Source organism: Vibrio proteolyticus NBRC 13287, assembly GCF_000467125.1.
Classification (GTDB): Bacteria; Pseudomonadota; Gammaproteobacteria; order Enterobacterales; family Vibrionaceae; genus Vibrio; species Vibrio proteolyticus.
Genome location: NZ_BATJ01000030.1, coordinates 1 through 22,712 on the forward strand (window position 1 = coordinate 1; position 22,712 = coordinate 22,712).

Here is a 22,712-nt window from a genome sequence, read left to right on the forward strand (position 1 = left end):
CCCTTACCTCACCAACTAGCTAATCCCACCTGGGCATATCCTGACGCGAGAGGCCCGAAGGTCCCCCTCTTTGAGCCGAAGCTATTATGCGGTATTAGCCATCGTTTCCAATGGTTATCCCCCACATCAGGGCAATTTCCCAGGCATTACTCACCCGTCCGCCGCTCGACGCCGTTCACGTTCCCCGAAGGTTCAGTGAACTCGTTTCCGCTCGACTTGCATGTGTTAGGCCTGCCGCCAGCGTTCAATCTGAGCCATGATCAAACTCTTCAATTTAAGATTTTGTCGGCTCAATGAATACTGAACATTACATATAGTAATGTTTGAATTGACTGTGCTCTTATTGGTTTTCACTTTTGAAAAAGTAAAACAAAACAGCTCAAGGCTGCTTCCCAATTCGAATGGTCACTTCGTTTCATTGAAACCTAAGTTGATGTCGAAACATCAATTTGGATTATCATCAACGAGTGCCCACACAGATTGATAGGTTTATATTCTTAAAGAGCTTGCTTTTCGAGAAGTTTTTCTCTCAAAGAGGAGGTGCATTCTAGCGAGATAATTTGAAGAGTCAAACACTTTTTCAAATTTCTTTTCGGAGAAGTTTTTCACCTCGCTGATACCGATGAAGCCTTGTGGCGTCTGCCGTGTCAGTGGATGCGCATTATAGTGAGTTGAGATTTCAGCGCAAGCCCTTTTTCAAAAAAAATTGAAAAAAGAGTCATTTCGTTGAATAAAGCATCAATAACGTAAAAAAGAGGGTATAAAACCCTCTTTTTCGCTTCTGGAAACCCTTTAATTAAATAAAGGCATACGCATCTGCGTACATGTGATCACTTAACGCTTGTTTATTTTGTGTAAACTGTTCACGCGCAGAGCCCGCCATTTCAAAGCGACCCGCGATATAGATATCGTAGTCGGCCAGTGAATCGAAATCGTCATTAATGGCTTGCAATACGTTACCGACTTTTCCTTGCCAGTCTGCTTCTGCTTGCTCCACGACCGGAACAAAATGAACATTATTATATCGCTGTTCAATCGCGCGTAACTCGTCTTTCGCGTACAACTGGCATTCATCGCGCGCGCCCCAGTATAAATAGATGTTATTGGATTTGTTTTGCGCAATACAGTGATCCAAGATCGAACGTACGTAGCTGAAGCCTGTGCCCCCTGCGATCAGCAGCAGTGGACGTTGGCTGTCCTCTTTTACCCAAGCGTCACCGTGCGGGGCATCGATCGCGATATCCGTGCCATTCGCCAAAGCGGCTTGCATCGCCTCAACCACTTCACCGGCATAAGCATTATGCTCCGCAGCTCCGATGTGCAGCTCCAGCTCCCCCTCATGGCGGCACGGACTGCTGGCGATAGAGAACGGACGCTTGTCTTTTTCTCCCATTACCACCATCAGGTACTGGCCGGCTTTAAAAGCCACCGGAGTTTCTGGATGCAGCAGGATCTGGTATGTATTGCAGGCTAACGGCTGAATAGACTTTACTTTACATTGGATGGTCATGGTCTTCCTCTATACTTACTCATCAAAAGTAAGCACTAAATTACTTTCGGCTAAGGCCTGACAAGCAAATATCCATCCCTGTTCCTGCTCCTTCTCTGTCAGCATGGGTTCAAGGAGATAACTTACTTCGCCTTCTATTTTTCGGCACAGACACGCAGCGCATGCGCCGACCTGACAACGGTGCGGGAAGCTAATTTGATGGTTGAGCGCCGCTTCCAGCACTGTTTCTCCATCTTGCACATCAAACTGGATATTCGCTGGCTGCAAGATGACAAGGTGGCTCATAGGATACCTAACTTATCCCAGATCGCATCGATTTTTGCCACAAGTTGGGGATCTTTCTGAATAGGAGTCCCCCACTCGCGTTGTACTTCCCCGTCGAACTTATTGGTAGCGTCCAGAGCCAGCTTGCTGCTCTGCCCTTCCGTTGCCGGGTATTGAATGGTGTCGCGTGCCGGATCCATGCGCGTCGTGATCGCCCAGATAACATCATTCCAGTCTCTGACATTGACGTCATCATCGCACAGCACCACAAAGCGGGCATCACTCAAAGTCAGTAGCCATGGCCAGAGTTTGTCCAGCAAAGCCCGGGACTGACCAGCGGCGTCTTTTTTCATCGACACCAGTACGAATCGTTGCTGCGCACCTTGTGGCAGATGTATATCCACCAGATCCGGGCATACGTGACGTAGTTGCTCGATCTCTGCCTCACCAACCCGGGCACTCGGCGGGGTCAACGTATCAGATGCCCTGCTCTGCTCTGCTTCCCATTTTATTGTCGCATCCAGGCCCATTTTCGACCCCAGCCCCGTCACCGGAGAAGCAAAATCCAGCGAGTCGATCGGCGTGTTTTCGATCAAAAGGGTGTCGCGCACCGGATCCATGTGTTCGGTCATCGCCTGAACCACCTCATCCCAGTCGCGGGCATTGACTTGTTCATCACACACTATCACGAACTTGGTGTACATAAACTGGCGCAGGAATGACCATACCCCCATCATGACCCGCTTCGCGTGACCGGGATATTGTTTTTTCATGGTCACCACGGCCATGCGGTACGAGCACCCTTCCGGCGGCAGGTAGAAATCTGCAATCTCGGGAAATTGTTTTTGCAGAATCGGCACAAACACTTCATTGAGCGCCACGCCTAATACCGCCGGCTCATCTGGTGGACGGCCGGTGTACGTGCTGTGATAGATCGGCTCGTTACGCATCGTGATGTGCGTAACGGTAAATACGTGGTGACGTTCTTTTTCGTTGTAATAGCCAGTGTGATCGCCGTATGGACCTTCTTGCGCAAATTCAGTCGGATCGATATAGCCTTCCAGGATAATTTCGGCGCTGGCAGGCACATCCAAATCATTGCTGATCGATTTCACCACTTCGGTTTTACGGCCCCGCAATAAACCAGCGAAAGCGTATTCGGACAAGGTATCTGGTACGGGTGTCACCGCCCCCAGAATCGTCGCCGGATCCGCCCCGAAGGCGACCGACACCGGAAACGGTTGGCCTGGATGAGTCTCCATCCAGTCGCGTAGATCCAGCGCTCCTCCCCGATGCGCCAGCCAGCGCATGATCACTTTGTTCTTACCCAGCTTTTGCTGACGGTAAATGCCCAAATTCTGCCGTTTCTTGTGCGGCCCACGAGTGATGGTTAAGCCCCACGTCATCAATGGCGCTACATCATCGGGCCAGCAACTCATAACCGGGATTTTGTCGAGGTCGACCTCTTCGCCTTGCCAGATGATCTCCTGGCAAGCGGCTTTGCGCAGCCGTTTGGCTGGCATATTGAGCACCTGACGGAACACTGGCAGCTTGTCCAGCGCATCTTTGAAACCACGTGGCGGTTCCGGCTCTTTGAGATAAGCGAGTAATTTGCCCACCTCGCGCAGCTCTTGAACGTCGTGGCGCCCCATTCCGATGGCAACCCGTTCCGGCGTCCCGTACAGGTTGGTCAAGACCGGCATGTCGTAACCAATCGGATTTTCGAACAGCAATGCCGGCCCACCGGCACGCAGCGTACGGTCACTGATTTCGGTCATTTCATAATGAGGATCAACTGGGTGAGTGATGCGTTTTAGCTTGCCCTGGCGTTCAAGATAATCTGTAAAATCGCGTAAATCCTTAAAACTCATAGGCCTTCTGCTGGCTGGTTAAACTGCACGCAGTATACCAAAAAGCACTCTAGACGGTGCCCCATTTTTCGTGTGGGTATTACTGGGCAATCGCCTGCAAAATCGCACTGCTTTTGACCTGTTGATTGCTGTCGGCCAAATCACGTAACCAACTGCCGTAGCCCTGCTCAGCCAGATGGCGAGCGACCAGAGGCGCCTCGTCGCTGTTGCCCATCCGCTCAATCAGAAATTGCTGTACCTCTTGCGGCATCGGCTTAACTCGGGTCAGGGCTTTGAGCGCGTCTTCTTTGAGGCTGGGATTGGCTGTTGCCAGTATCACCTGATGCAGCGAAAACGGATCATGACGGGCGGCTAAGCGTAACAACTCATCTCGGGTATTGCTGTCAGCGCGCATCAGCCACAACAATTTATACACTTCCGGGTCGTCACTGACCTGAGCCAGGCGCACCATCACCTGAGACGACGGCAACCAACTGGTGACTTTCGCCTGAGTCAGCTGCTGCGTGAGAGCCGTCAGGGCGCGAGGCGACAGACTGTCCAGTTCACGAATCAACAGCGCTTCGCGGGTCTGAAGCTGATAATCACTGCCTGACAGCCAGTGTTGCAGATCCAGCTCACCACGTTCTGCCATCAGCACAAAATCGAGCGTGGTCTGATCCTGACGCCAACGTTTCAACAGACGGAACGCGATCGCCGGATAGTCAAAAGCCGGCACACTGAATTCATACCCGTCTCCCCGTTCCAGTATTTGATACACGGGCGGCTGGGCTTGTTGACGCTCAATGAACAGTGCCATTTTCGGCGTTAAGATCAGGTCTTGGTGTTCGATTTCAGACAACAGGCGATAACGTGCCACCTCTTGTTGCGGCAACGCCAGTCGCTCGAGAGCGAAATTGAGAGAATCGATTTTATCCGCTTTAACCAGCTGCATCAGTTCATCGACTTTGTGTTTGATCTGATCGTCATGCGCCCATTGCTCTATCACTTGTGGTGACATTTCCGTGGCGCTGAGTGGCGACACCGGGAGCAGTAATGACGATATCAGGAGAAGTGACGACAACATTCCTTGTTGCATGTTAACCTCCTTGTAACATCTTCCTCATTCTGAGCCTTATATAAATAGAATGCAATAAAAAACGCCACCGCAAGCGGTGGCGTTTTCACAAGTCAGAATGGGTTACTGACGACGCATCGCGTCGAAGAACTCATCATTGGTCTTGGTCATGGCCAATTTATCGATCAGGAATTCCATCGCGTCGATTTCACCCATCGGGTGCACAATCTTGCGCAGAATCCACATCTTCTGCAGCTCATCAGCTTTGGTCAACAGCTCTTCACGACGAGTGCCTGAGCGGTTGAAGTCGATCGCTGGGAAGACACGCTTTTCTGCAATCTTACGGTTCAGGTGCAGTTCCATGTTACCTGTACCTTTAAACTCTTCGTAGATCACTTCATCCATCTTCGAACCGGTGTCGACCAGTGCCGTCGCGATGATGGTCAGGCTGCCGCCCTCTTCCACATTACGAGCTGCACCGAAGAAACGCTTCGGACGGTGCAATGCGTTGGCGTCCACACCACCGGTCAGAACTTTACCTGATGACGGAACCACGGTGTTGTAAGCACGAGCAAGACGAGTGATTGAGTCCAGCAGAATCACCACATCTTTCTTGTGTTCAACCAGACGCTTGGCCTTCTCGATCACCATCTCAGCAACCTGAACGTGACGAGACGCTGGCTCATCGAACGTCGAGGCAATCACTTCGCCTTTCACCAAGCGTTGCATTTCGGTTACTTCTTCCGGACGTTCGTCAATCAGCAGCACCATCAACTCACACTCAGGGTGGTTGTAGGCGATGCTCTGAGCGATGTTTTGCAGCAGCATGGTTTTACCCGCTTTTGGCGGAGCAACAATCAGGCCACGCTGACCTTTACCAATCGGAGAAGCCAGGTCAAGAACACGCGCGGTAATATCTTCGGTTGAGCCATTACCACGCTCCATCACCATACGCTCGTTGGCGTGCAGTGGCGTTAAGTTCTCAAATAAAATCTTGTTGCGGGCGTTGTCCGGCTTGTCGTCGTTAACCGTGTTGACTTTCAGCAGGGCAAAGTAGCGCTCACCGTCTTTAGGTGGACGAATCTTACCGGCAATAGAGTCACCGGTACGCAGGTTAAAACGTCGGATTTGGCTCGGTGACACGTAGATGTCGTCAGGACCTGCCAGGTACGAACTGTCTGCACTGCGCAGGAAACCAAAACCGTCTTGAAGAATCTCCAGTACCCCGTCGCCAAAGATATCTTCACCACTTTTCGCATGAGCTTTGAGGATAGCGAAGATGATGTCTTGTTTTCTCAGACGTGCCAGGTTTTCAAGGCCCAAGCTTTCGCCCAGTTTGACAAGATCAGACACAGGTCTGTTCTTCAGTTCTGTTAGATTCATTGTGGTGGATGCTTGTTTAGTCAAAATAGGATCTGTTGTTAGTTAAGAAGGATTTGGTCGCAGGATTGACCAAGAAGTGAACACTTGTTTATTTAACGTGCGATAAGTTAGCACTAAATACTAGCCTAGTCTAGATTTAGTTACGCTTCAAAAACAAAACCGTGCATCGGTAATTATGCACGGTTTTATTATTTGAGCTAAGGCTTAAAGGTTTGCGTCCAGAAACTCTTTCAGTTGAGTCTTAGACAGGGCGCCAACTTTGGTTGCCGCTACATTGCCGTCTTTAAACAGCAGCAGCGTTGGAATACCACGAATACCAAACTTAGGTGGAGTACCTGCGTTGTGGTCGATATTTAGTTTGCCGATAGTGAGTTTGCCTTCGTACTCGTCTGCGATTTCGTCCAGGATAGGCGCAATCATCTTACAAGGACCACACCATTCTGCCCAAAAATCTACCAGAACCGGGCCTGCAGCTTTGATTACGTCATTTTCAAAACCGTCATCAGTTAGCTGCAAAATCTTATCACTCATCTTCCACTCCAATGTGTTTTTTCTGAGCTGGTTGGATGATAACCAGTAAATAGATGCTCTATTGGAATGTATTTACTTTCGTATTGCAAGCTTAAGCTGATATTCTATAGCCATGAAAAAGACGCATATCACAGAGCAAAAGTTCGCCGATTTGGGATTACACGCCCAAGTTGTTGAAGGATTGGAAAAAAAAGGGTTCGAATACTGTACCCCGATCCAAGCCTTGGCGTTGCCGGTCCTGCTCACCGGCCAAGACATTGCAGGCCAGGCCCAGACGGGCACTGGTAAAACCCTCGCGTTTCTTACTGCTACTTTCCACCACCTGCTGACCACGCCAGAGCGCGAAGGCCGCCAGCCAACCCAGCCGCGCGCCATCATTATGGCTCCGACCCGTGAACTGGCTATCCAGATCTATAACGATGCTGAACCTCTGATTGCCAGCACCGGACTTAAGGCCGCACTGGCCTACGGCGGTGAAAGTTATGATAAGCAGCTCACAAAATTGCAACAAGGCGTCGATATTCTGATCGGCACCACAGGTCGCATCATCGACTTCCATAAACAGAAGGTCTTTAACCTCGACAGCATTCAGGCTGTGGTTCTGGATGAAGCGGACCGCATGTTCGATCTGGGCTTTATCAAAGACATTCGTTTCCTGTTCCGCCGCATGCCCAATGCCAAAGAGCGCCTCAACATGCTGTTCTCTGCCACGCTGTCCTACCGAGTACAGGAACTGGCGTTCGAGCACATGAATGACCCGCAAAAAGTTGAGTCTGAACCGCAACAGAAAACTGGTCACCGGATTCAGGAAGAGCTGTTCTACCCATCCAACGAACACAAAATGTCGCTGTTGCAAACGCTGCTCGAAGAAGATTGGCCAGACCGTGCGATCGTGTTTGCCAACACCAAGCACAAATGTGAATCGATCTGGGGCCATTTGGCAGCCGACGGCCACCGTGTGGGTCTGTTGACCGGCGACGTACCGCAGAAAAAACGCGAAAAAGTGCTGGAACAATTTACGCAAGGCGATCTCGACATTCTGGTGGCCACCGATGTTGCCGCCCGTGGTCTGCACATTCCTCAAGTGACGCATGTCTTCAACTTCGACTTGCCGGATGACTGCGAAGATTACGTTCACCGTATCGGCCGGACCGGACGTGCTGGTGCCAGCGGCCACTCGATCAGCTTTGCCTGTGAACAGTACGCCATCAACCTGCCGGCGATCGAAGAGTACATTGAACATGCGATCCCGACCTCGGAATACGATCCGACCGCTCTGCTGACGGATCTGCCACCGGCCATTCGCATGCGCTCAAGCTCGCAGCAGCAACGTCGCACCAACACGGGGGGGTCTCGTAGCCGCAAACCGCAGCGTCGTCCACGCCCACCACGTCAACAAAAGGATTCGTAAGCCGTTTATGAGCCAAGCCGTCTCTTCTCCGCTCTATGCCGCCATCGACCTCGGGTCGAACAGTTTTCACATGCTCGTGGTGCGTCATATCGATGGCAGCGTGCAAACCATGGCCAAGATCAAACGTAAGGTGCGTCTCGCCGCCGGGCTGGATGACCACAATGCGCTGAGTCAGGAAGCGATGCAGCGGGGTTGGGACTGTTTGAGTCTGTTTGCGGAACGCCTGCAGGACATTCCGGCGCAACACATCCGTATTGTCGGGACCGCCACACTGCGAACCGCCACCAATGTGGATGTGTTTCTGACCCGAGCCAACCAGATCCTGGGGCATCCGATTGACGTGATCTGCGGAGAAGAAGAAGCGGCGACCATTTATAAAGGCGTCGCGCATACGTCCGGCGGAATTGGCCGTCGCCTGGTGGTCGACATCGGCGGCGCCAGTACCGAACTCATCATCGGCGAAGGCTTTGATGCCAAAGCGCTGACCAGCCTGAAAATGGGCTGCGTCACCTGGCTGGAACGCCACTTCAAAGATCGTCAGCTCACTGCCACTAACTTCAGTAACGCGATTGCGGCAGCCAAAGCCACATTGCAACCTATTCTGGAACAATACACCCGCCTCGGTTGGGACGTGTGTGTCGGCGCATCCGGAACGGTGCAGGCGCTGCAGGAAATCATGCTGGCGCAAGGCATGGATGAAGTGATCACCCTCGCCAAGCTGAAGCGTCTGCAGAAGCAGGCCATGCTGGCGGATCACCTCGAAGAGCTGGAAATTGAAGGTCTGACGCTGGAACGGGCACTGGTGTTCCCCAGCGGCCTGTCGATCCTGATCGCCATTTTTGAACTGCTGAACATTGACTCCATGACGCTGGCCGGCGGAGCGCTGCGCGAAGGGCTGGTGTATGAAATGGTCAAAGAGCTGCGCCAGGACGACATCCGTGCCCGCACGATTGCCAGTGTTCAGGCGCGCTATCAGTTGGACGTCGATTACGGTAACCAGGTCGCCGCGTTGGCTGAAAAACTGCTGCACGCCTGTGGCGATGACTGGATCGAAGAAAATCAGGGTGCCATGCTGCTGGAGAGTGTCGCCAAGCTGCACGAGCTCGGTCTGACCATTGACTACAAAAAAGGCGGCGAGCACAGTGCCTACCTGTTGCAACATCTGGATCTGCCTGGCTACACCCGGGCGCAAAAGCACTTTCTGGGGGAAGTGGCGCGCCGCTACCGGGAGCAGTTGACCTCGTTGCCGGAGCAGCACGCCTTGTCCGGCAACAGTGCGAAACGTGTGCTGCGTCTGTTGCGTCTGGCGGTTCTGCTGACTCACCGTCGCAGCGTCGCTCTGGAGCCGGAGGTGACACTGCACGCCGATGGTGACAAGCTGACTCTGACTCTCGATCACGGCTGGCTGGCAGCCAACCCGTTGACCGCAGCTGAACTGGAAATCGAAGCCAACCGCCAAACCGACATCGGCTGGCCGTTGGTGGTTGCATCCCGCTAAATCGCGCTTCGAACACAAAAAAGCCCGGGTTGATTAACCCGGGCTTTTTATTACGGTTTAAGGTTGTTTGACTCCGGTGACCTGAAAATCCGGATTAACCGCGGTGATTTTGCGGATCAGATAGTTGAGCAGCACCCCATACATAGGGACAAACAATCCGAGGCTGATGATCAATTTGAAACTGTAGTCGACCAACGCAATTTCGGTCCAGTGCTCGGCCATAAAGGCGTCCGGACTCTGGTAAAACGCGATAGCAAAGAATGCCATGGTGTCGAGGGCGTTACCAAACAACGTCGAACAAGTCGGTGCCACCCACCACTGCTTCATCTGGCGCAGACGGTTGAAGACGTGTACATCCAAAATTTGCCCGAGCAGATAGGCCATAAAGCTGGCAATCGCAATCCGCGCGACAAACAGATTGAATTCACTCAACTGCGCCAGTCCCTGGAACTGCCCTTCCAAGAACAGCACCGACAGCACATACGACACCGCCAGTGACGGCAGCATCACCAGAAAAATGATCTTGCGCGCCAGCGGCGCACCGAAAATCCGTACCGTCAGATCCGTGGCCAAAAAGATGAATGGGAAAGTAAATGCGCCCCAGGTGGTATGAAAACCAAATAGGGTGAACGGCAACTGCACCAGATAATTACTCGAAGCAATGATGATCAGGTGGAACAGAACTAAATACGACAGGGCTTTGCGCTGCTGCGCAGGGGTAAAGTGACTCATGCGATACCTTTTTAGTTTGGTTTGGGGGCGAGGGAACCCAAATCGAACCCGTCTTGTGACGTGATTCTTACCAACAATGTCAATCAAATACGTGTGGCTGCCCGCCAGCAGGCAGCGGCGGGCGATTATACCTTAACCAATGACGTTCGCAATAGCCGTCAGCGAGGCAAACGTTTGAGCACTAAAAACCGCGCCGGAACAGCTCGGCAAGAAACGCCAGCTCCTCGGTAGACTCCTCCACCGACAGCGCCTCGAGCCACACGCATTCACTGTAATGCTCTGCCCGCAAAAACAGCTGGCAGCCTTCGAAATCGATCAACCAGGAATGGATATCCGCATCCCATTGCTTTTCCAGCACCCGCGCCGACAACAGAACCACCAGTCGCTCCCCCAGCTCAGGAAACAAATCAAAGTCAAAGCGCGGCGCACGAATAATAAGCCGTCCGTATTCGGGCTCGTATTCCACCAGTCCAAATTCTGTCGGTGTGTCAGCCATGATGAGTAATGTGCTCCTGAATCAAATCTAAGAATGGATCGGCGTATTTTTCCAGTTTACGCTGCCCGACCCCGCTGACCGCCAGCATCTCGCCGTACGACGTCGGCAGCATTTCGGCCATGTCGATCAAGGTCGCGTCACTGAACACCACGTATGGCGGCAGCCCGTCTTCATCGGCGATCGCTTTGCGTAGTTTACGCAGCTTGGCGAACAGTTTCTTATCATAGTGTTTGTTCGACAGTTTATCCGCTTTCGCGGCACGTGCTGCGGTATCTAACCTTGGCACCGCCAGCTCGAGCGACATGTCACCACGCAGCAGCGGCCGCGCTTCTTCGGTCAATTGCAGTGTCGAGTTGCGCGTGATGTTCTGAGTCAGCAAGCCTTTGTGAATCAACTGGCGGAAAATACTCACCCAGTAGTCGTGGCTGTGATCGCGGCCAAGACCATAGGTCGACAATTTATCGTGCCCGTTTTCCCGCACCCGGATATTTTGCATCCCACGCAGCACTTCCACCACGTAGCCCATGCCAAAACTCTGATTGACCCGGTAGACACACGACAACGCTTTCTGCGCTTCCTGAGTGGCATCAAAATGTTTGGGCGGATCCAGGCAGATGTCACAGTTCCCACACGGTTTTTCCCGGTACTCTCCGAAGTAATTCAGCAGCACCTGACGTCGGCAGGTCTGGGCTTCGGCAAACGCACTCATCGCGTTGAGTTTGTGGCTCTCAACCTGCTTCTGCGGACCGTCGTCTTTCTCATCCAACATGCGTCGCAGCCAGCTAATGTCGGCCGGGTCGTAGAGCATCATGGCTTCCGCCGGTAACCCGTCGCGGCCCGCACGGCCGGTTTCCTGATAATAGGACTCAATGTTACGCGGAATGTCGAAGTGGACCACAAAGCGGACATTGGGTTTGTTGATCCCCATACCAAACGCGACGGTGGCGACAACAATTTGCAGATCGTCCCGCTGGAACGCCTCCTGTACCCAGGCGCGCTCATCGGCGTCCATGCCGGCGTGATACCCGGCAGCACGAATGTGGTTATTGCACAGTTTCTCGGTCAGCATTTCGACTTTCTTACGGCTGCCGCAATAAATAATCCCGCAACTGCCTTTGTTACTGTCGAGAAAACGCACGATTTGCGACACCGGCTTGTGCTTCTCCACCAGCGTATAGCGGATGTTGGGCCGGTCAAAACTGCCGAGGTAAGTGTGCGGCTGATTCAGTTGCAGCCGATGGAGAATGTCTTTGCGCGTGGCGTCGTCCGCGGTGGCGGTCAGCGCCATCACCGGCACGTGTGCAAACTGCTGCTTGAGTTGGCCCAGTGCGGCATACTCGGGACGAAAATCGTGTCCCCACTGGGAAATACAGTGCGCTTCATCCACCGCAATCATTGCCAGCGGCAGACTCTCCAGACGTTCGATAAAGTCACGCATCAATACCCGTTCCGGCGAGACGTACACCAGCTTGAGCGTGCCCTGATGCATGCGGTTGTAGACCGAGATCAGCGCTTCTCGCGACATAGTGGAGTTGATGCATTCCGCCGCCACGCCGTTGGCTTTGAGTTGGTCCACCTGGTCTTTCATCAATGAAATCAACGGAGAGATTACCAGCGTCAAGCCGTCACGAACCAGCGCCGGGATCTGGTAACAGAGTGACTTGCCGCCACCTGTTGGCATGATCACCAGGCTGTCCTGCCCGGCCATCGCCGCCTCAATCACCTCCTGCTGACCATCACGGAACGTCTGGTAGCCAAAAACGGTCTCCAGAACATGCTGGGGAGTGAGCGGCGGCTGAGTGGGTTCGGCTAACAGTGTGGAGGTCATTGAATTCTCGGTCAGGAAATGCTGAATGTGGATTGTGCATTGGCGAGCGCACATTGTAGTGGCGTTTGATGGTGAATAAAACCGCAAAATGTTAGGTGATTCACATTGTCGCTCGTATACTGCTCATTCGGATAGTAAATCAATAAGTGATGTCACATGACACCTGATGAACAACAAAAAGCACGCCAGGGCATCCTGCTCGCGGTCGGTGCTTACACCATGTGGGGCATCGCGCCGATCTACTTTAAGTCGATCGCCGAAGTGTCACCACTGGAAATTCTCAGTCACCGGATCGTCTGGTCGTTTTTCCTGCTCGCAGCCCTACTCCATTTTGGCCGTCGCTGGCGCACCGTTTTTGAGGTCATGAGTTCGAAACGCAACATGCTGTATCTGCTGTCCACCGCGCTGCTGGTCGGCGGCAACTGGCTGATATTTATCTGGGCGGTCAACGCCAACCATATGCTCGACGCCAGTCTCGGTTATTACATCAACCCATTATTCAACGTGGTGCTCGGGATGGTGTTTCTCGGCGAGCGGCTGCGCAAAATGCAGTGGTTTGCGGTCACTCTGGCCACCTGCGGTGTGCTGGTGCAGTTGATCGCGTTCGGCTCCGTCCCCGTGGTCGCCATTGCACTGGCGATGAGCTTTGGTTTTTATGGCCTGCTGCGCAAAAAAGTCAGTCTGGATGCACAAACTGGCCTGTTTATTGAAACGCTGCTGCTGTTTCCGGTTGCGGCGGTTTATCTGCTGACCATGGCCGACAGCGCAACCTCAGACATGACAGCCAATCCGTGGTCACTCAACCTGTTGCTGGTCGCCGCCGGTGTGATCACCACACTGCCACTGCTGTGTTTTACCGGCGCCGCCACCCGGTTGAAGCTGTCGACGCTGGGCTTCTTCCAGTACATCGGCCCCAGCCTGATGTTCTTGCTGGCTGTGCTGGTGTACGGTGAAATTTTTACTCTCGATAAAGCCATCACCTTCGCCTTTATCTGGGGCGCACTGGTGGTGTTCAGTATCGATGGTCTGAGAAACAACCGTCGTTCACGCGCCGCCGCCATCGCGAAGTGATCGTTTTTTACAAGACAATCACCACAGTGCGGGATAAGCTTGGTTACTCAGTAACCAAGCTTTTTTTATCGCGATGGATCACGTCAGTTACCACACCTCTCCCAGCCAGGCCGTCAGTCTGATAGAAGGCAACTATCAGCGTTTTGCCTTCTCTCGCCACTATCACCTCGATTTCCACATCGGGTTGATCACCCAAGGCCAACAGAAATTCCGCCATCAGGGACGCTCTCATCTGGTCGGTCAGGGGGAATTTGTGATCATGCAGCCTGACGAGCTGCACGACGGCCAGTCGCAACACGATTCCGGTTACCAGACACGCGTGTTTGCGATCGATCCTGACTGGTTCAGTGATCTGGCGGATCCACGCCAAGCCGGTCAAATCATCAGCTTTGAGCAGTTGATCATCGCGGATCCTGCAATCTATTCACAACTGCTTAACCTGCACCGCTGGCTGAGCGTCCCCGACCTCAGCCAGTTGGCCAAAGACTGCCTGCCGTTTGAAGGCTTCAATCAATTGTTTGATCGATACGGCGCGCTAAAACGGCGCGACTGCATTCCGCTCGGTGAGCAGTCGGTCGACATGCTCAAGCAGTATTTGCTGGCCAATCTGGACCAACCGGTCAGACTCGAACAGCTGGCGGCGTTGTGCCAGCTCAGTCCGACTCAATTTCAACGCCATTTTAAAGCGCGCATGGGGATCACGCCGTACGCCTGGCTCAGTCGCTTACGTCTGGAGCAGGCGATGAAGCTGCTGAAATCCGGGTTGTCGGGCACCGATGTCGCCCATCAAGTCGGCTTTTACGATCAGGCACACTTCAGCAAGGCATTCAAACTCTCGTTCGGGATTTGCCCCTCACAGGTCAACTGACGGGCCGGCTGTCAGAAATTTACAATCGCCTAGGCTGACCGCTTGTCATACTCAAGCTCTCAAACTATAGAGTGAAGATTCGCTTATGAACGAAATAACCATTCTCGCCACACTCGCCGGGGTCCACTTTATTGCTCTGATGAGTCCGGGGCCAGACTTTGCCCTGGTGGTGCAAAACGCCACCCGTTACGGCCGCCAGACCGGGCTGTTTATTGCCCTGGGTTTGTCATGTAGCATTCTGCTCCATTCCTTGTTTAGCCTGACCGGCGTGAGCTTTCTGGTGCATCAACACCCCGCACTGTTCGCCCTGTTGCAACTGGCCGGGGGCAGTTATTTGCTCTATCTCGGCATCGGAGCACTGACAGCGATCTGGCGTGCTCATCGCGCTCCGCAAGACACAGACCCGGGCGCGCCCAAACCGGATCAGCTGCTGAGCAATAAACGTCAGGCCTTTTCACGCGGCTTTGCCACCAACCTGCTCAACCCAAAAGCCTTGGTGTTCTTTGTCAGCCTGATGTCGAGCCTGGTGCCGGCCGGTATGTCGCTCGGCGGCAAGGGGATTGCTCTGGTGATCCTGTTCAGCCTGTCACTGCTGTGGTTCTCATTTCTTGCTTGGGCTTTGTCGACCGAACGTCTGCAACGCCGCCTGCAATCTCTGAGTGTCTATATTGATGGGCTGTGCGGGCTCATTTTCACCCTAATTGGTGTCAGTATTTTGTGGCAATCCCTCCTTGCACTGAGTCCGTTGTTCAATTTTTGATTCAACGTTACAAATCGCCAACAAACCACTAGACCTTGCAACATTCCACTGCCAATCTGAACCTGCATTCACGATAACAAGGAGAAAATGATGCAGTGGAAAACCACTTTCCTCACCACATCAATGTTGGTTGCCTCAGGAGCTTGCTGGGCCGATCAAGCCGCCGACAGTGTCGCACCGGAACAGAGCAGCGGCCTGGAACAGAAACAGCTGGTGAAAGCCCAGAATTACATGGTGACGGCGGCGAATCCGGTCGCAACACAGGCCGGCGCCGACATTCTCAAACAAGGTGGCAACGCGATCGATGCCATGGTCACCGTGCAGCTGATGCTGGGCTTGGTTGAGCCACAATCATCGGGGATCGGCGGAGGGGCATTTTTGGTCTACTGGGATGCCAAAAAGCAGCAATTAACCAGTTATGACGGGCGTGAAACCGCTCCACTCAATGCAACCCCGACGTTATTCCTCGACGAGCAGGGTCAACCACTGCAGTTCTATGATGCGGTGGTGGGTGGCCGCTCGGTTGCGACACCGGGCACAGTCAAGCTGTTGTGGGATACTCATCAGAAGTACGGCAAACTGGAATGGAAAAAACTGATTGAACCTGTGGTCGCCCTCGCCGAACAAGGATTCACCATCAGCCCACGCCTGGCCACACTGATTGCCGGCGATGCAGAACGACTGAGCCGTTTCCCGGCCACCAAAGCCTACTTCTTTAATCCCGACGGCACACCGAAAACGGCAGGCACCTTGCTGAAAAATCCGCAATACGCCGCCACGCTCAATGCCATCGCCAAACGCGGCGCCGATGCATTCTATCAGGGCGACATTGCTGCTGATATCGTGAAAACGGTGCAAAACGCCCCCGGCAATCCGGGAGTGCTGGCTCTGAAAGACTTTGATACCTACACCATCAAACAGCGTGAACCAGTGTGTGCCGCATACGCCAGCTACGACATCTGTGGCATGGGACCACCCAGTTCCGGGGCGCTGACGGTTGGTCAGATCCTGGCGATGACCGAAACGTACGATCTTAAAGCTTGGGGCGCAGACAATCCCAAATCCTGGCAGGTGATCGCCGACGCTTCACAACTGGCTTTTGCAGACCGGGGTCTGTACATGGCGGATCAAGACTTCGTCCCCATGCCGACCCAAGGCCTGCTCGACCAAGCTTATCTGCAAGACCGCGCTCAGTTGATCAAAGTCGGTCAGGCACTTGGCAATGCCACCGCCGGTAATCCACCCTGGCAACATGCGCTGCGTCTCAGCCGCGATGAATCCATTGAGCTGCCCTCCACCAGCCACTTTAATGTCGTCGACCGGGATGGCAACGTTGTCTCCATCACCACCACGATAGAGAACGCGTTTGGTTCACGGCTGATGGTTCGCGGATTCCTGCTCAACAATGAACTGACCGACTTTTCCTTCCGCACCCACAGTGACGGCCGGCCGATAGCTAACCACCTTGAACCGGGCAAACGGCCACGCTCTTCGATGGCGCCCACCATCGTGATGCACAATGACCAGCCCTATATGGCGATTGGCTCACCTGGCGGCAGCCGGATCATCGGCTACGTTGCCCAGGCGCTGATTGCCCACACTCAATGGGGTATGGATATCCAGCAGGCGATCAATCAGCCGCATTTGCTCAACCGCTTTGGAGAACTGGACATCGAACAAGGTACCGCCGCCGAGCGTTTGGCACCGCAACTGGAGAATATGGGCTTTAAGGTGAACGTGCGTGACCTCAACTCCGGCCTGCACGCCATTCGGATCACCGCCGACGGTCTGGAAGGCGCTGCGGATCCTCGCCGGGAAGGGGCTGCGATCGGCGAATAAAAGATCTTATGGCGGATCGTCTCACCCGCTTGTGCGAGATCTCTCACAAGCGGGTGAGTCAAAATCGCTTTTTTGCTGAGACAAAGGCAGATAGATAACAATAACTTATTGATACTAAAAGACTTGATTGTATTTTAGTCATCCTCAATAAAAAGAAATCGATTTCACAATATTGCTGAGTTGGGCGGAAACCGTAAGATGAAGGGTGTCGGAAGGATACTGACACGGAACAGGAATTACCACGGAACAGGTAATCTTCAGGATGAAGAGACGGTTATTCAGGATGAATGATCGGGCAAGGACAGCGAAACGGACATTGAACGGACGCAATAGTGACTAGGATGGTTACTACTAAGGATGGGAAATGGACACCTCTGGACGAGGCAAGGACTCAGCATCAGGATGATGCCAGGGACACCGCTCAGGGAACAAGTGATGTGAGCTAACGAGGATGGTTAGCGGACCAGGATAAGGTCGAGGACACCGCTAGGATGGCGATGAAAGGACTGCGCTGACGGAATACAGCACACTATCATGGATTTGATGCATGGAGCACTTTGAGTAGCTGGATTGCTGCGAGTAAGACTATAACCCCGATGGGCGCAAGCCCTCGGGGTTTTTCTTTGCCACAAAACTGTGATCGCATTCTGCTCCTGCGATTGTCATCGGCTGCAAGCGCCAAATCCGATTGCACCCGGTCGGTGAGACGCTAGAGTATCAGTCTCCCCCGTAACTGTGGCGCAACCGTATGGACATCAAACGCCTGCATTATTTTGTGGCACTGGCTCACACCGGCAGCTTCACCAAAACGGCCGATCAGCTCGACATTGCCCAATCAGCCCTCAGCGTTGCAATGCAAAAGCTAGAGCAGGAACTCGGCCTCAAACTGATCAATCGCAATCATCGCCAAATCCAACTGACCGCTGACGGGCGCCGTCTGCTGACGCACGCGCAGCGTATCCTTGAAGATGTCGAGCAAGCCCGGCGGGAAATGAATGAACTGAAAGGTCTGGAGCGGGGTGAGATTGATTTTGGCGTTTCGGCGATGCTCGGGTCTTACTTTCTTCCCCAGGCACTGGCTGCGTTTGCTGAACGCTATCCGCACATCCGCATCCGGGTACAGGAACACGGCAGCGCCACACTACAGCGCATGTTGCTGGACGGCGAGCTGGACCTGGCGTTTGTGCGCAGCGATCAGCCGCTGAATCAGTTGCGCTATGTGCGTTTATGCGCCGAGGAAATTGTCGCCTGCGTCAGCCGGCAGCATCACTTTACTGCCCAGCCCTTTGTCACACTGGACGAGTTCTGCCGTGAACCGCTGGTCCTGTTTCGTGAAGGCTATCTGCTGCGTGAAGCCGTCAGTCGTCACTGCCGCCAGCACCACCTCTCCCCCGATGTGCGCTTTGAAACCAACCTGATTGAACTGGTCAAGACGCTGGTGGGGCGTGAGCTGGGGATCAGTACCTGTCTGCGCCGCATCGTTCAACCACATGACCCCTTAGTGTGTGTCCCTTTTCAGCCAGCGCTGAAGCTCGAATTTGGCCTCGGCTGGAAGAGCAGCCATTATCTGTCCCACGCTGCCCGGACTTTCCTCGAATTTATGCAGGCCTGGCATCAGCCGTTATCCACCGAGCACAGTGGTGTTGAGTAATTATCACTTTTATAGATTGAAACTATCACATCAATATATTGTTTAGATAAACGGTCACCTGCTAACCTTGTATTCACTCAATAACGCCGCCAGGACGCGGGTTTTCGACAAGGAATGACCATGACGCAACTTCACCCCTCTCAGCCCGATAACCCCCTGCTTGAGGTGCAGCCTCACCCCAATAATGCCCGCCTGCAAGTCGTAACCCTCAGCCAGGCGCTGTTGAATCAGTTCCAGCAGCTCAGCGCACGCTGGGATCTACAAGCGATTGAATACAAGCCATTTTTGCGTTTTTCGGTGGCCGACGCGCTCGATCTGGCATCCGGACGCCAGTTGCAACCTTTGCTGAGAAACATCATCGATGATCGCGCCCATGGTGCTTTTCTGCTCCAGGCCGATACACAAACACAGGCCAACTGGCGAAATGATGACGCGCAGCGGGACGATTTTGTCAAACTGTCCACAGCGGTGTCACACCTGATCGGCTTGCCCAATTTTGATGCCATGTACGGCAAATATTACGCCCGCTTTACGGTCAAAAATGCCGATAACAGCGACAGTTACCTGCGTCAGGCACACCGACGGATGGAATTGCACAACGACGGCACGTACGTCAAAGAGCGCACCGATTTTGTACTGATGATGAAAATGCAGGAGCAGAACATGCAGGGCGGAGACTCACTGCTGCTGCACCTGGATGACTGGCAGGAGCTGGCGCGTTTTTATCATCACCCGCTCGCCAGCCAACCCATGACCTGGGGCGCGCCACCCAGCAAGAACACCGGTTACGACATTGAGCATGCAGTTTTTTTCGAACAGGACGATAACGGTCTGCCCCACATGCTCTTTATCGACCAGTTCGCCAAACCCAAAAATCTGGCGGAAGGGTTGTACCTGTATGAAATGGGGGAATCGCTCGAGCGCGACAACCACTGCTTCAACGTACGCGTGCCAGTCGGGGCGATGCTGGTGGTCCACAATCATCGCTGGCTGCACGGGCGGGACAAGTTCATTCCGCACCCCGAGCTGAGTCGTGAGTTATTGCGCCTGCGCGGCTGTTTTTCGCGTTAAGCACACAGTAAAAATAACAACGCCGCGCTAGGCGCGGCGTGAGTGTAGATGGATTGGTTTTATAACTGTTCCAGTTTGGCGTACGCGGTCACCAGCCATTTGATGCCCTCACCGTTGAACGCGACCTGTACCCGGCTTTGAGGCCCGCTGCCTTCAAAATTGATGATGGTTCCTTCACCGAATTTCGGGTGCATCACCCGCGACCCCAGACTAAAACCGGTTTCGTTGAAGTTCTCTTTCACCGCGGTCTGGCTGAAACGGCCACTGCTGGTCGGGCGACTGACCTGAGCTTTCATCCGCACTTCATCCAGGCAGTGCTGCGGCAACTCACGGATAAAGCGGGACGGTTTGTGGTATTTGTCCTGACCATACAAACGGCGCATCTCTGCGTAGGTGATGTAGAGTTTTTCCATTGCCCGGGTCATGCCGACGTAACACAAGCGGCGCTCCTCTTCGAGACGGCCAGCTTCTTCGGCCGACATCTGGCTAGGGAACATGCCCTCTTCCACCCCAACCATAAAGACCAGTGGAAATTCCAGACCTTTGGCGCTATGCAGAGTCATCAGTTGTACCGCATCTTCAAACTCATCCGCTTGCCCTTCGCCCGCTTCCAGTGCTGCGTGCGTCAAAAACGCCGTCAGCAGCGTCATCTCTTCCGCTTCTTCCGGCTTTTCAAACTGCCGGGTTGCGGTGACCAGCTCTTCCAAGTTTTCAATCCGCGCTTTGGACTTCTCACCTTTCTCCTGCTCATACATCGCAAACAAGCCCGACGATTTGATCACGTGGTCAGTCTGCTCATACAGAGGCATCTCGGCAGTGTCATCTTCCAGCGCATGGATCAGCTCAACAAAACGGCCCAGCGCTCCGGCCGCCCGTCCCGGCAATACCTGCTCATCCAGCAGCGCCACACTCGCTTCCCACATGGTGCAGCCCCGATCACGAGCTGCGAAACGGATCGTTTCCAGTGTCTTGTCGCCCAACCCGCGGGTTGGCGTATTAACCACTCGTTCAAACGCCGCATCGTCATTGCGGTTGGCCATCAAACGCAAATAGCTGAGGGCATCTTTGATTTCCTGACGTTCGAAGAAGCGCATCCCGCCATAAATCCGGTAAGGCAAACCAGCCTGAATCAGTGCCTCTTCCAGTACCCGCGACTGGGCATTGTTGCGATACAGCATGGCGGCGTCTGTCAGTACGCCTCCCTTATCCTGCCACTCTTTGATTTTACTCACGGCAAAACGCGCTTCGTCCAACTCATTGTAGGCCGAGTACACCGAAATCGGCTCGCCCGACTGACCGTCGGTCCACAGCTCTTTGCCCATCCGTTCGGTGTTATTGGCGATCAAGGTATTGGAGGCTTCCAAAATGGTTTTGGTCGAGCGGTAGTTCTGCTCCAGACGGATGGTGTTGACGCTTGGAAACTCAAGCGTGAACTTTTCAATATTTTCAACTTTCGCGCCGCGCCAGCCATAAATCGACTGATCATCATCACCGACGATCATTACATGGCAATCCGGCCCAGCCATCATACGCAGCCAGGCGTACTGGATGTTGTTGGTGTCCTGAAACTCATCAACCAGGATGTGTTTGAAACGCGCCTGGTAGTGTTCACGAATGTGCTTTTTCTCACGCAGTAACTCGTGCGCACGCAGCAAAATCTCGGCGAAATCCACCAGTCCGGCGCGATCACACGCTTCCTGATACGCGCTGTACAACTGCAGATAAGTTTTGGTGATCGGATCGTGATACGCATCGATGTGCGCCGGACGTAGGCCTTCGTCTTTCTTGCCGTTAATCCACCAGGCTACCTGACGTGGCGGCCACTGTTTCTCATCCAGGTTCTGTGCCTTAATCAGGCGGCGCAGCAAACGCTGCTGATCATCACTGTCGATGATCTGAAAATCTTCCGGCAGCTTCGCGTCCAGATAGTGAGCGCGCAGAGTACGGTGACAGATACCGTGAAACGTGCCGTTCCACATCCCGGAGGCACTGCCCATCATCAATTCTTCAATCCGGCCGCGCATCTCCGCCGCCGCTTTGTTGGTAAACGTCACCGACATGATTGAAAACGGCGAGGCCTGTTCCACCGACATCAACCAGGCAATCCGATGCACCAGCACCCGGGTTTTACCACTGCCGGCCCCGGCCAGAACCAGCAGGTTCTCCAGCGGAGCGGCCACCGCTTCGCGTTGTTTATCGTTAAGGCCGTCGAGTAATAAAGAGGGATCCATCATGGCACAGCTACTGGTTATTTATACATAAAGTCTGATTATACCCAAGTGCGGTCAAGATGCACGCGCTGGCGGTCAAATCTCCGCCGCGAGCGCGCTGATACCGGCCAAACAAAACCGGGTTGGCTGGTGGCGCAAGGGGTCACGAAACAAAAAAATTCTCACATGGAATCAGTTTGTTAAATAACAAAATCGAATAAAAAAGCGAAAATGTATATTTTTTGTGAAAGTTTTCCCCGGCTTTATCTATCTTCTTAAGGGAGCAAAGCAGGCAATTCGCCTGGCCGTCTTTGCCGACATACGAAGGAAAGTAAACAACCGTCTGAGGAATTGATGATGAAGAAATCGAATCTGGCCGTTACCGCGGCAGTCACCGGCTTACTGGCACTGGGTGGCACTATGCTGACCGCTACCCCGGCTGCGGCCGCAGAAAAAGAGAAGTGCTACGGCGTCGCCAAAGCAGGCAAAAACGACTGCGCGACCAAATCCAGCTCATGCGCGGGCACCGCCAAAGAAGACCATATGAAAGATGCGTTTGTCGTTGTCCCGAAAGGCCTGTGCGACAAGCTGGCCGGTGGCACTACTCAGTCTTCATAATCCCCAGTAAGGCGCGCTGTGGATTGGTACAGCGCTCCTTACTTTG

Annotated in this window: 19 protein-coding genes, 1 rRNA gene and 1 pseudogene; 9 read left to right on the forward strand and 12 right to left on the reverse strand. The window is 53.5% G+C overall.

All coding sequences use genetic code 11. The features are described 5' to 3' along the window. From VPR01S_RS21135 to trxA, 8 genes and pseudogenes are all read right to left on the reverse strand, one after another. Positions 1-276 (reverse strand): 16S ribosomal RNA (locus VPR01S_RS21135); the annotation flags it as partial. 520 nt (positions 277-796) lie between these two features. Then, complete coding sequence (gene fre / locus VPR01S_RS21140) at positions 797-1,510, reverse strand: NAD(P)H-flavin reductase (RefSeq protein WP_021707402.1); 714 nt, start codon at positions 1,508-1,510, stop codon at positions 797-799. A gap of 15 nt (positions 1,511-1,525) precedes the next feature. Continuing rightward, positions 1,526-1,795, reverse strand: a complete 270-nt coding sequence (locus VPR01S_RS21145) for a 2Fe-2S iron-sulfur cluster-binding protein (protein WP_021707403.1) — start codon at positions 1,793-1,795, stop codon at positions 1,526-1,528. Beyond that, positions 1,792-2,178, reverse strand: a complete 387-nt coding sequence (locus VPR01S_RS23270) for a UbiD family decarboxylase (RefSeq protein WP_425585319.1) — start codon at positions 2,176-2,178, stop codon at positions 1,792-1,794. The genes VPR01S_RS21145 and VPR01S_RS23270 overlap by 4 nt, the downstream gene beginning before the upstream one ends. Positions 2,179-2,267: 89 nt before the next feature. Continuing rightward, positions 2,268-3,645: pseudogene (gene ubiD, locus VPR01S_RS21150) on the reverse strand (4-hydroxy-3-polyprenylbenzoate decarboxylase); the annotation flags it as partial. Positions 3,646-3,724: 79 nt separating this feature from the next. Then, positions 3,725-4,720 (reverse strand): hypothetical protein, encoded by a 996-nt coding sequence (locus tag VPR01S_RS21155; RefSeq protein ID WP_021707405.1) that lies wholly within the window; start codon positions 4,718-4,720, stop codon positions 3,725-3,727. Positions 4,721-4,822: 102 nt separating this feature from the next. Further along, a complete protein-coding gene (gene rho, locus VPR01S_RS21160) occupies positions 4,823-6,082 on the reverse strand; it encodes a transcription termination factor Rho (RefSeq protein ID WP_040903291.1) in 1,260 nt (419 codons plus the stop codon). Positions 6,083-6,286: 204 nt separating this feature from the next. After that, positions 6,287-6,613: a thioredoxin TrxA gene (trxA, locus tag VPR01S_RS21165; protein WP_021707407.1), complete on the reverse strand. Its 327-nt coding sequence runs from the start codon at positions 6,611-6,613 to the stop codon at positions 6,287-6,289. Positions 6,614-6,725: 112 nt separating this feature from the next. Between trxA and rhlB the strand changes: the two genes are divergently transcribed. Beyond that, positions 6,726-8,024 (forward strand): ATP-dependent RNA helicase RhlB, encoded by a 1,299-nt coding sequence (gene rhlB / locus VPR01S_RS21170; RefSeq protein ID WP_021707408.1) that lies wholly within the window; start codon positions 6,726-6,728, stop codon positions 8,022-8,024. 7 nt (positions 8,025-8,031) lie between these two features. Then, positions 8,032-9,522, forward strand: a complete 1,491-nt coding sequence (gppA, locus tag VPR01S_RS21175; protein ID WP_021707409.1) for a guanosine-5'-triphosphate,3'-diphosphate diphosphatase — start codon at positions 8,032-8,034, stop codon at positions 9,520-9,522. Between the two features lie 57 nt (positions 9,523-9,579). Here gppA and VPR01S_RS21180 read toward each other — a convergent pair whose 3' ends face one another. The 3 genes from VPR01S_RS21180 to recQ form a co-directional block, all read right to left on the reverse strand. After that, positions 9,580-10,254 carry a 7-cyano-7-deazaguanine/7-aminomethyl-7-deazaguanine transporter gene (locus VPR01S_RS21180; protein WP_021707410.1) on the reverse strand — a complete coding sequence of 225 codons (675 nt, stop codon included), beginning with the start codon at positions 10,252-10,254 and terminating at the stop codon, positions 9,580-9,582. 181 nt (positions 10,255-10,435) lie between these two features. Continuing rightward, complete coding sequence (locus VPR01S_RS21185) at positions 10,436-10,750, reverse strand: DUF3630 family protein (protein ID WP_021707411.1); 315 nt, start codon at positions 10,748-10,750, stop codon at positions 10,436-10,438. Next, the gene (gene recQ, locus VPR01S_RS21190) at positions 10,743-12,578 is read right to left on the reverse strand and encodes an ATP-dependent DNA helicase RecQ (RefSeq protein ID WP_021707412.1); all 1,836 of its coding nucleotides are present in this window, start codon (positions 12,576-12,578) and stop codon (positions 10,743-10,745) included. The genes VPR01S_RS21185 and recQ overlap by 8 nt, the downstream gene beginning before the upstream one ends. Before the next feature lie 156 nt (positions 12,579-12,734). Between recQ and rarD the strand changes: the two genes are divergently transcribed. The 6 genes from rarD to glaH all read left to right on the forward strand — a co-directional run bounded on the left by rarD (position 12,735) and on the right by glaH (position 19,838). Then, on the forward strand, positions 12,735-13,649 hold the full coding sequence (gene rarD / locus VPR01S_RS21195) for an EamA family transporter RarD (RefSeq protein WP_021707413.1): 915 nt from the start codon (positions 12,735-12,737) through the stop codon (positions 13,647-13,649). A gap of 73 nt (positions 13,650-13,722) precedes the next feature. Then, positions 13,723-14,517, forward strand: a complete 795-nt coding sequence (locus VPR01S_RS21200; RefSeq protein WP_021707414.1) for a helix-turn-helix domain-containing protein — start codon at positions 13,723-13,725, stop codon at positions 14,515-14,517. Between the two features lie 85 nt (positions 14,518-14,602). Continuing rightward, on the forward strand, positions 14,603-15,277 hold the full coding sequence (locus tag VPR01S_RS21205) for a LysE family translocator (RefSeq protein ID WP_021707415.1): 675 nt from the start codon (positions 14,603-14,605) through the stop codon (positions 15,275-15,277). Between the two features lie 90 nt (positions 15,278-15,367). Continuing rightward, complete coding sequence (gene ggt, locus VPR01S_RS21210; RefSeq protein ID WP_021707416.1) at positions 15,368-17,116, forward strand: gamma-glutamyltransferase; 1,749 nt, start codon at positions 15,368-15,370, stop codon at positions 17,114-17,116. A 748-nt stretch (positions 17,117-17,864) separates the two neighbouring features. Beyond that, the gene (locus VPR01S_RS21215) at positions 17,865-18,767 is read left to right on the forward strand and encodes a LysR family transcriptional regulator (protein ID WP_021707417.1); all 903 of its coding nucleotides are present in this window, start codon (positions 17,865-17,867) and stop codon (positions 18,765-18,767) included. A gap of 120 nt (positions 18,768-18,887) precedes the next feature. Beyond that, complete coding sequence (gene glaH / locus VPR01S_RS21220; protein WP_021707418.1) at positions 18,888-19,838, forward strand: glutarate dioxygenase GlaH; 951 nt, start codon at positions 18,888-18,890, stop codon at positions 19,836-19,838. A gap of 59 nt (positions 19,839-19,897) precedes the next feature. Here glaH and uvrD read toward each other — a convergent pair whose 3' ends face one another. Then, positions 19,898-22,072: a DNA helicase II gene (gene uvrD, locus VPR01S_RS21225; protein ID WP_021707419.1), complete on the reverse strand. Its 2,175-nt coding sequence runs from the start codon at positions 22,070-22,072 to the stop codon at positions 19,898-19,900. Positions 22,073-22,405: 333 nt separating this feature from the next. Here uvrD and VPR01S_RS21230 point away from each other — a divergent pair, with 333 nt between their 5' ends. Beyond that, positions 22,406-22,666, forward strand: coding sequence for a BufA1 family periplasmic bufferin-type metallophore (locus VPR01S_RS21230; RefSeq protein WP_021707420.1), 261 nt, complete (start codon positions 22,406-22,408; stop codon positions 22,664-22,666). The last annotated feature ends 46 nt before the right edge of the window (positions 22,667-22,712 follow it).

Bases quoted from the DNA above. Each gene is read 5' to 3' on its own strand.
- VPR01S_RS21155 (WP_021707405.1), bottom strand. From the start codon at position 4,720: ATGCAACAAGGAATGTTGTCGTCACTTCTCCTGATATCGTCATTACTG.
- rhlB (WP_021707408.1), top strand. From the start codon at position 6,726: ATGAAAAAGACGCATATCACAGAGCAAAAGTTCGCCGATTTGGGATTA.
- gppA (WP_021707409.1), top strand. From the start codon at position 8,032: ATGAGCCAAGCCGTCTCTTCTCCGCTCTATGCCGCCATCGACCTCGGG.
- uvrD (WP_021707419.1), bottom strand. From the start codon at position 22,072: ATGATGGATCCCTCTTTATTACTCGACGGCCTTAACGATAAACAACGC.
- rho (WP_040903291.1), bottom strand. From the start codon at position 6,082: ATGAATCTAACAGAACTGAAGAACAGACCTGTGTCTGATCTTGTCAAA.
- trxA (WP_021707407.1), bottom strand. From the start codon at position 6,613: ATGAGTGATAAGATTTTGCAGCTAACTGATGACGGTTTTGAAAATGAC.
- VPR01S_RS21215 (WP_021707417.1), top strand. From the start codon at position 17,865: ATGGACATCAAACGCCTGCATTATTTTGTGGCACTGGCTCACACCGGC.
- fre (WP_021707402.1), bottom strand. From the start codon at position 1,510: ATGACCATCCAATGTAAAGTAAAGTCTATTCAGCCGTTAGCCTGCAAT.
- ggt (WP_021707416.1), top strand. From the start codon at position 15,368: ATGCAGTGGAAAACCACTTTCCTCACCACATCAATGTTGGTTGCCTCA.
- VPR01S_RS21180 (WP_021707410.1), bottom strand. From the start codon at position 10,254: ATGAGTCACTTTACCCCTGCGCAGCAGCGCAAAGCCCTGTCGTATTTA.
- VPR01S_RS21200 (WP_021707414.1), top strand. From the start codon at position 13,723: ATGGATCACGTCAGTTACCACACCTCTCCCAGCCAGGCCGTCAGTCTG.
- VPR01S_RS21230 (WP_021707420.1), top strand. From the start codon at position 22,406: ATGAAGAAATCGAATCTGGCCGTTACCGCGGCAGTCACCGGCTTACTG.
- VPR01S_RS21205 (WP_021707415.1), top strand. From the start codon at position 14,603: ATGAACGAAATAACCATTCTCGCCACACTCGCCGGGGTCCACTTTATT.
- rarD (WP_021707413.1), top strand. From the start codon at position 12,735: ATGACACCTGATGAACAACAAAAAGCACGCCAGGGCATCCTGCTCGCG.
- VPR01S_RS21185 (WP_021707411.1), bottom strand. From the start codon at position 10,750: ATGGCTGACACACCGACAGAATTTGGACTGGTGGAATACGAGCCCGAA.
- VPR01S_RS21145 (WP_021707403.1), bottom strand. From the start codon at position 1,795: ATGAGCCACCTTGTCATCTTGCAGCCAGCGAATATCCAGTTTGATGTG.
- glaH (WP_021707418.1), top strand. From the start codon at position 18,888: ATGACGCAACTTCACCCCTCTCAGCCCGATAACCCCCTGCTTGAGGTG.
- recQ (WP_021707412.1), bottom strand. From the start codon at position 12,578: ATGACCTCCACACTGTTAGCCGAACCCACTCAGCCGCCGCTCACTCCC.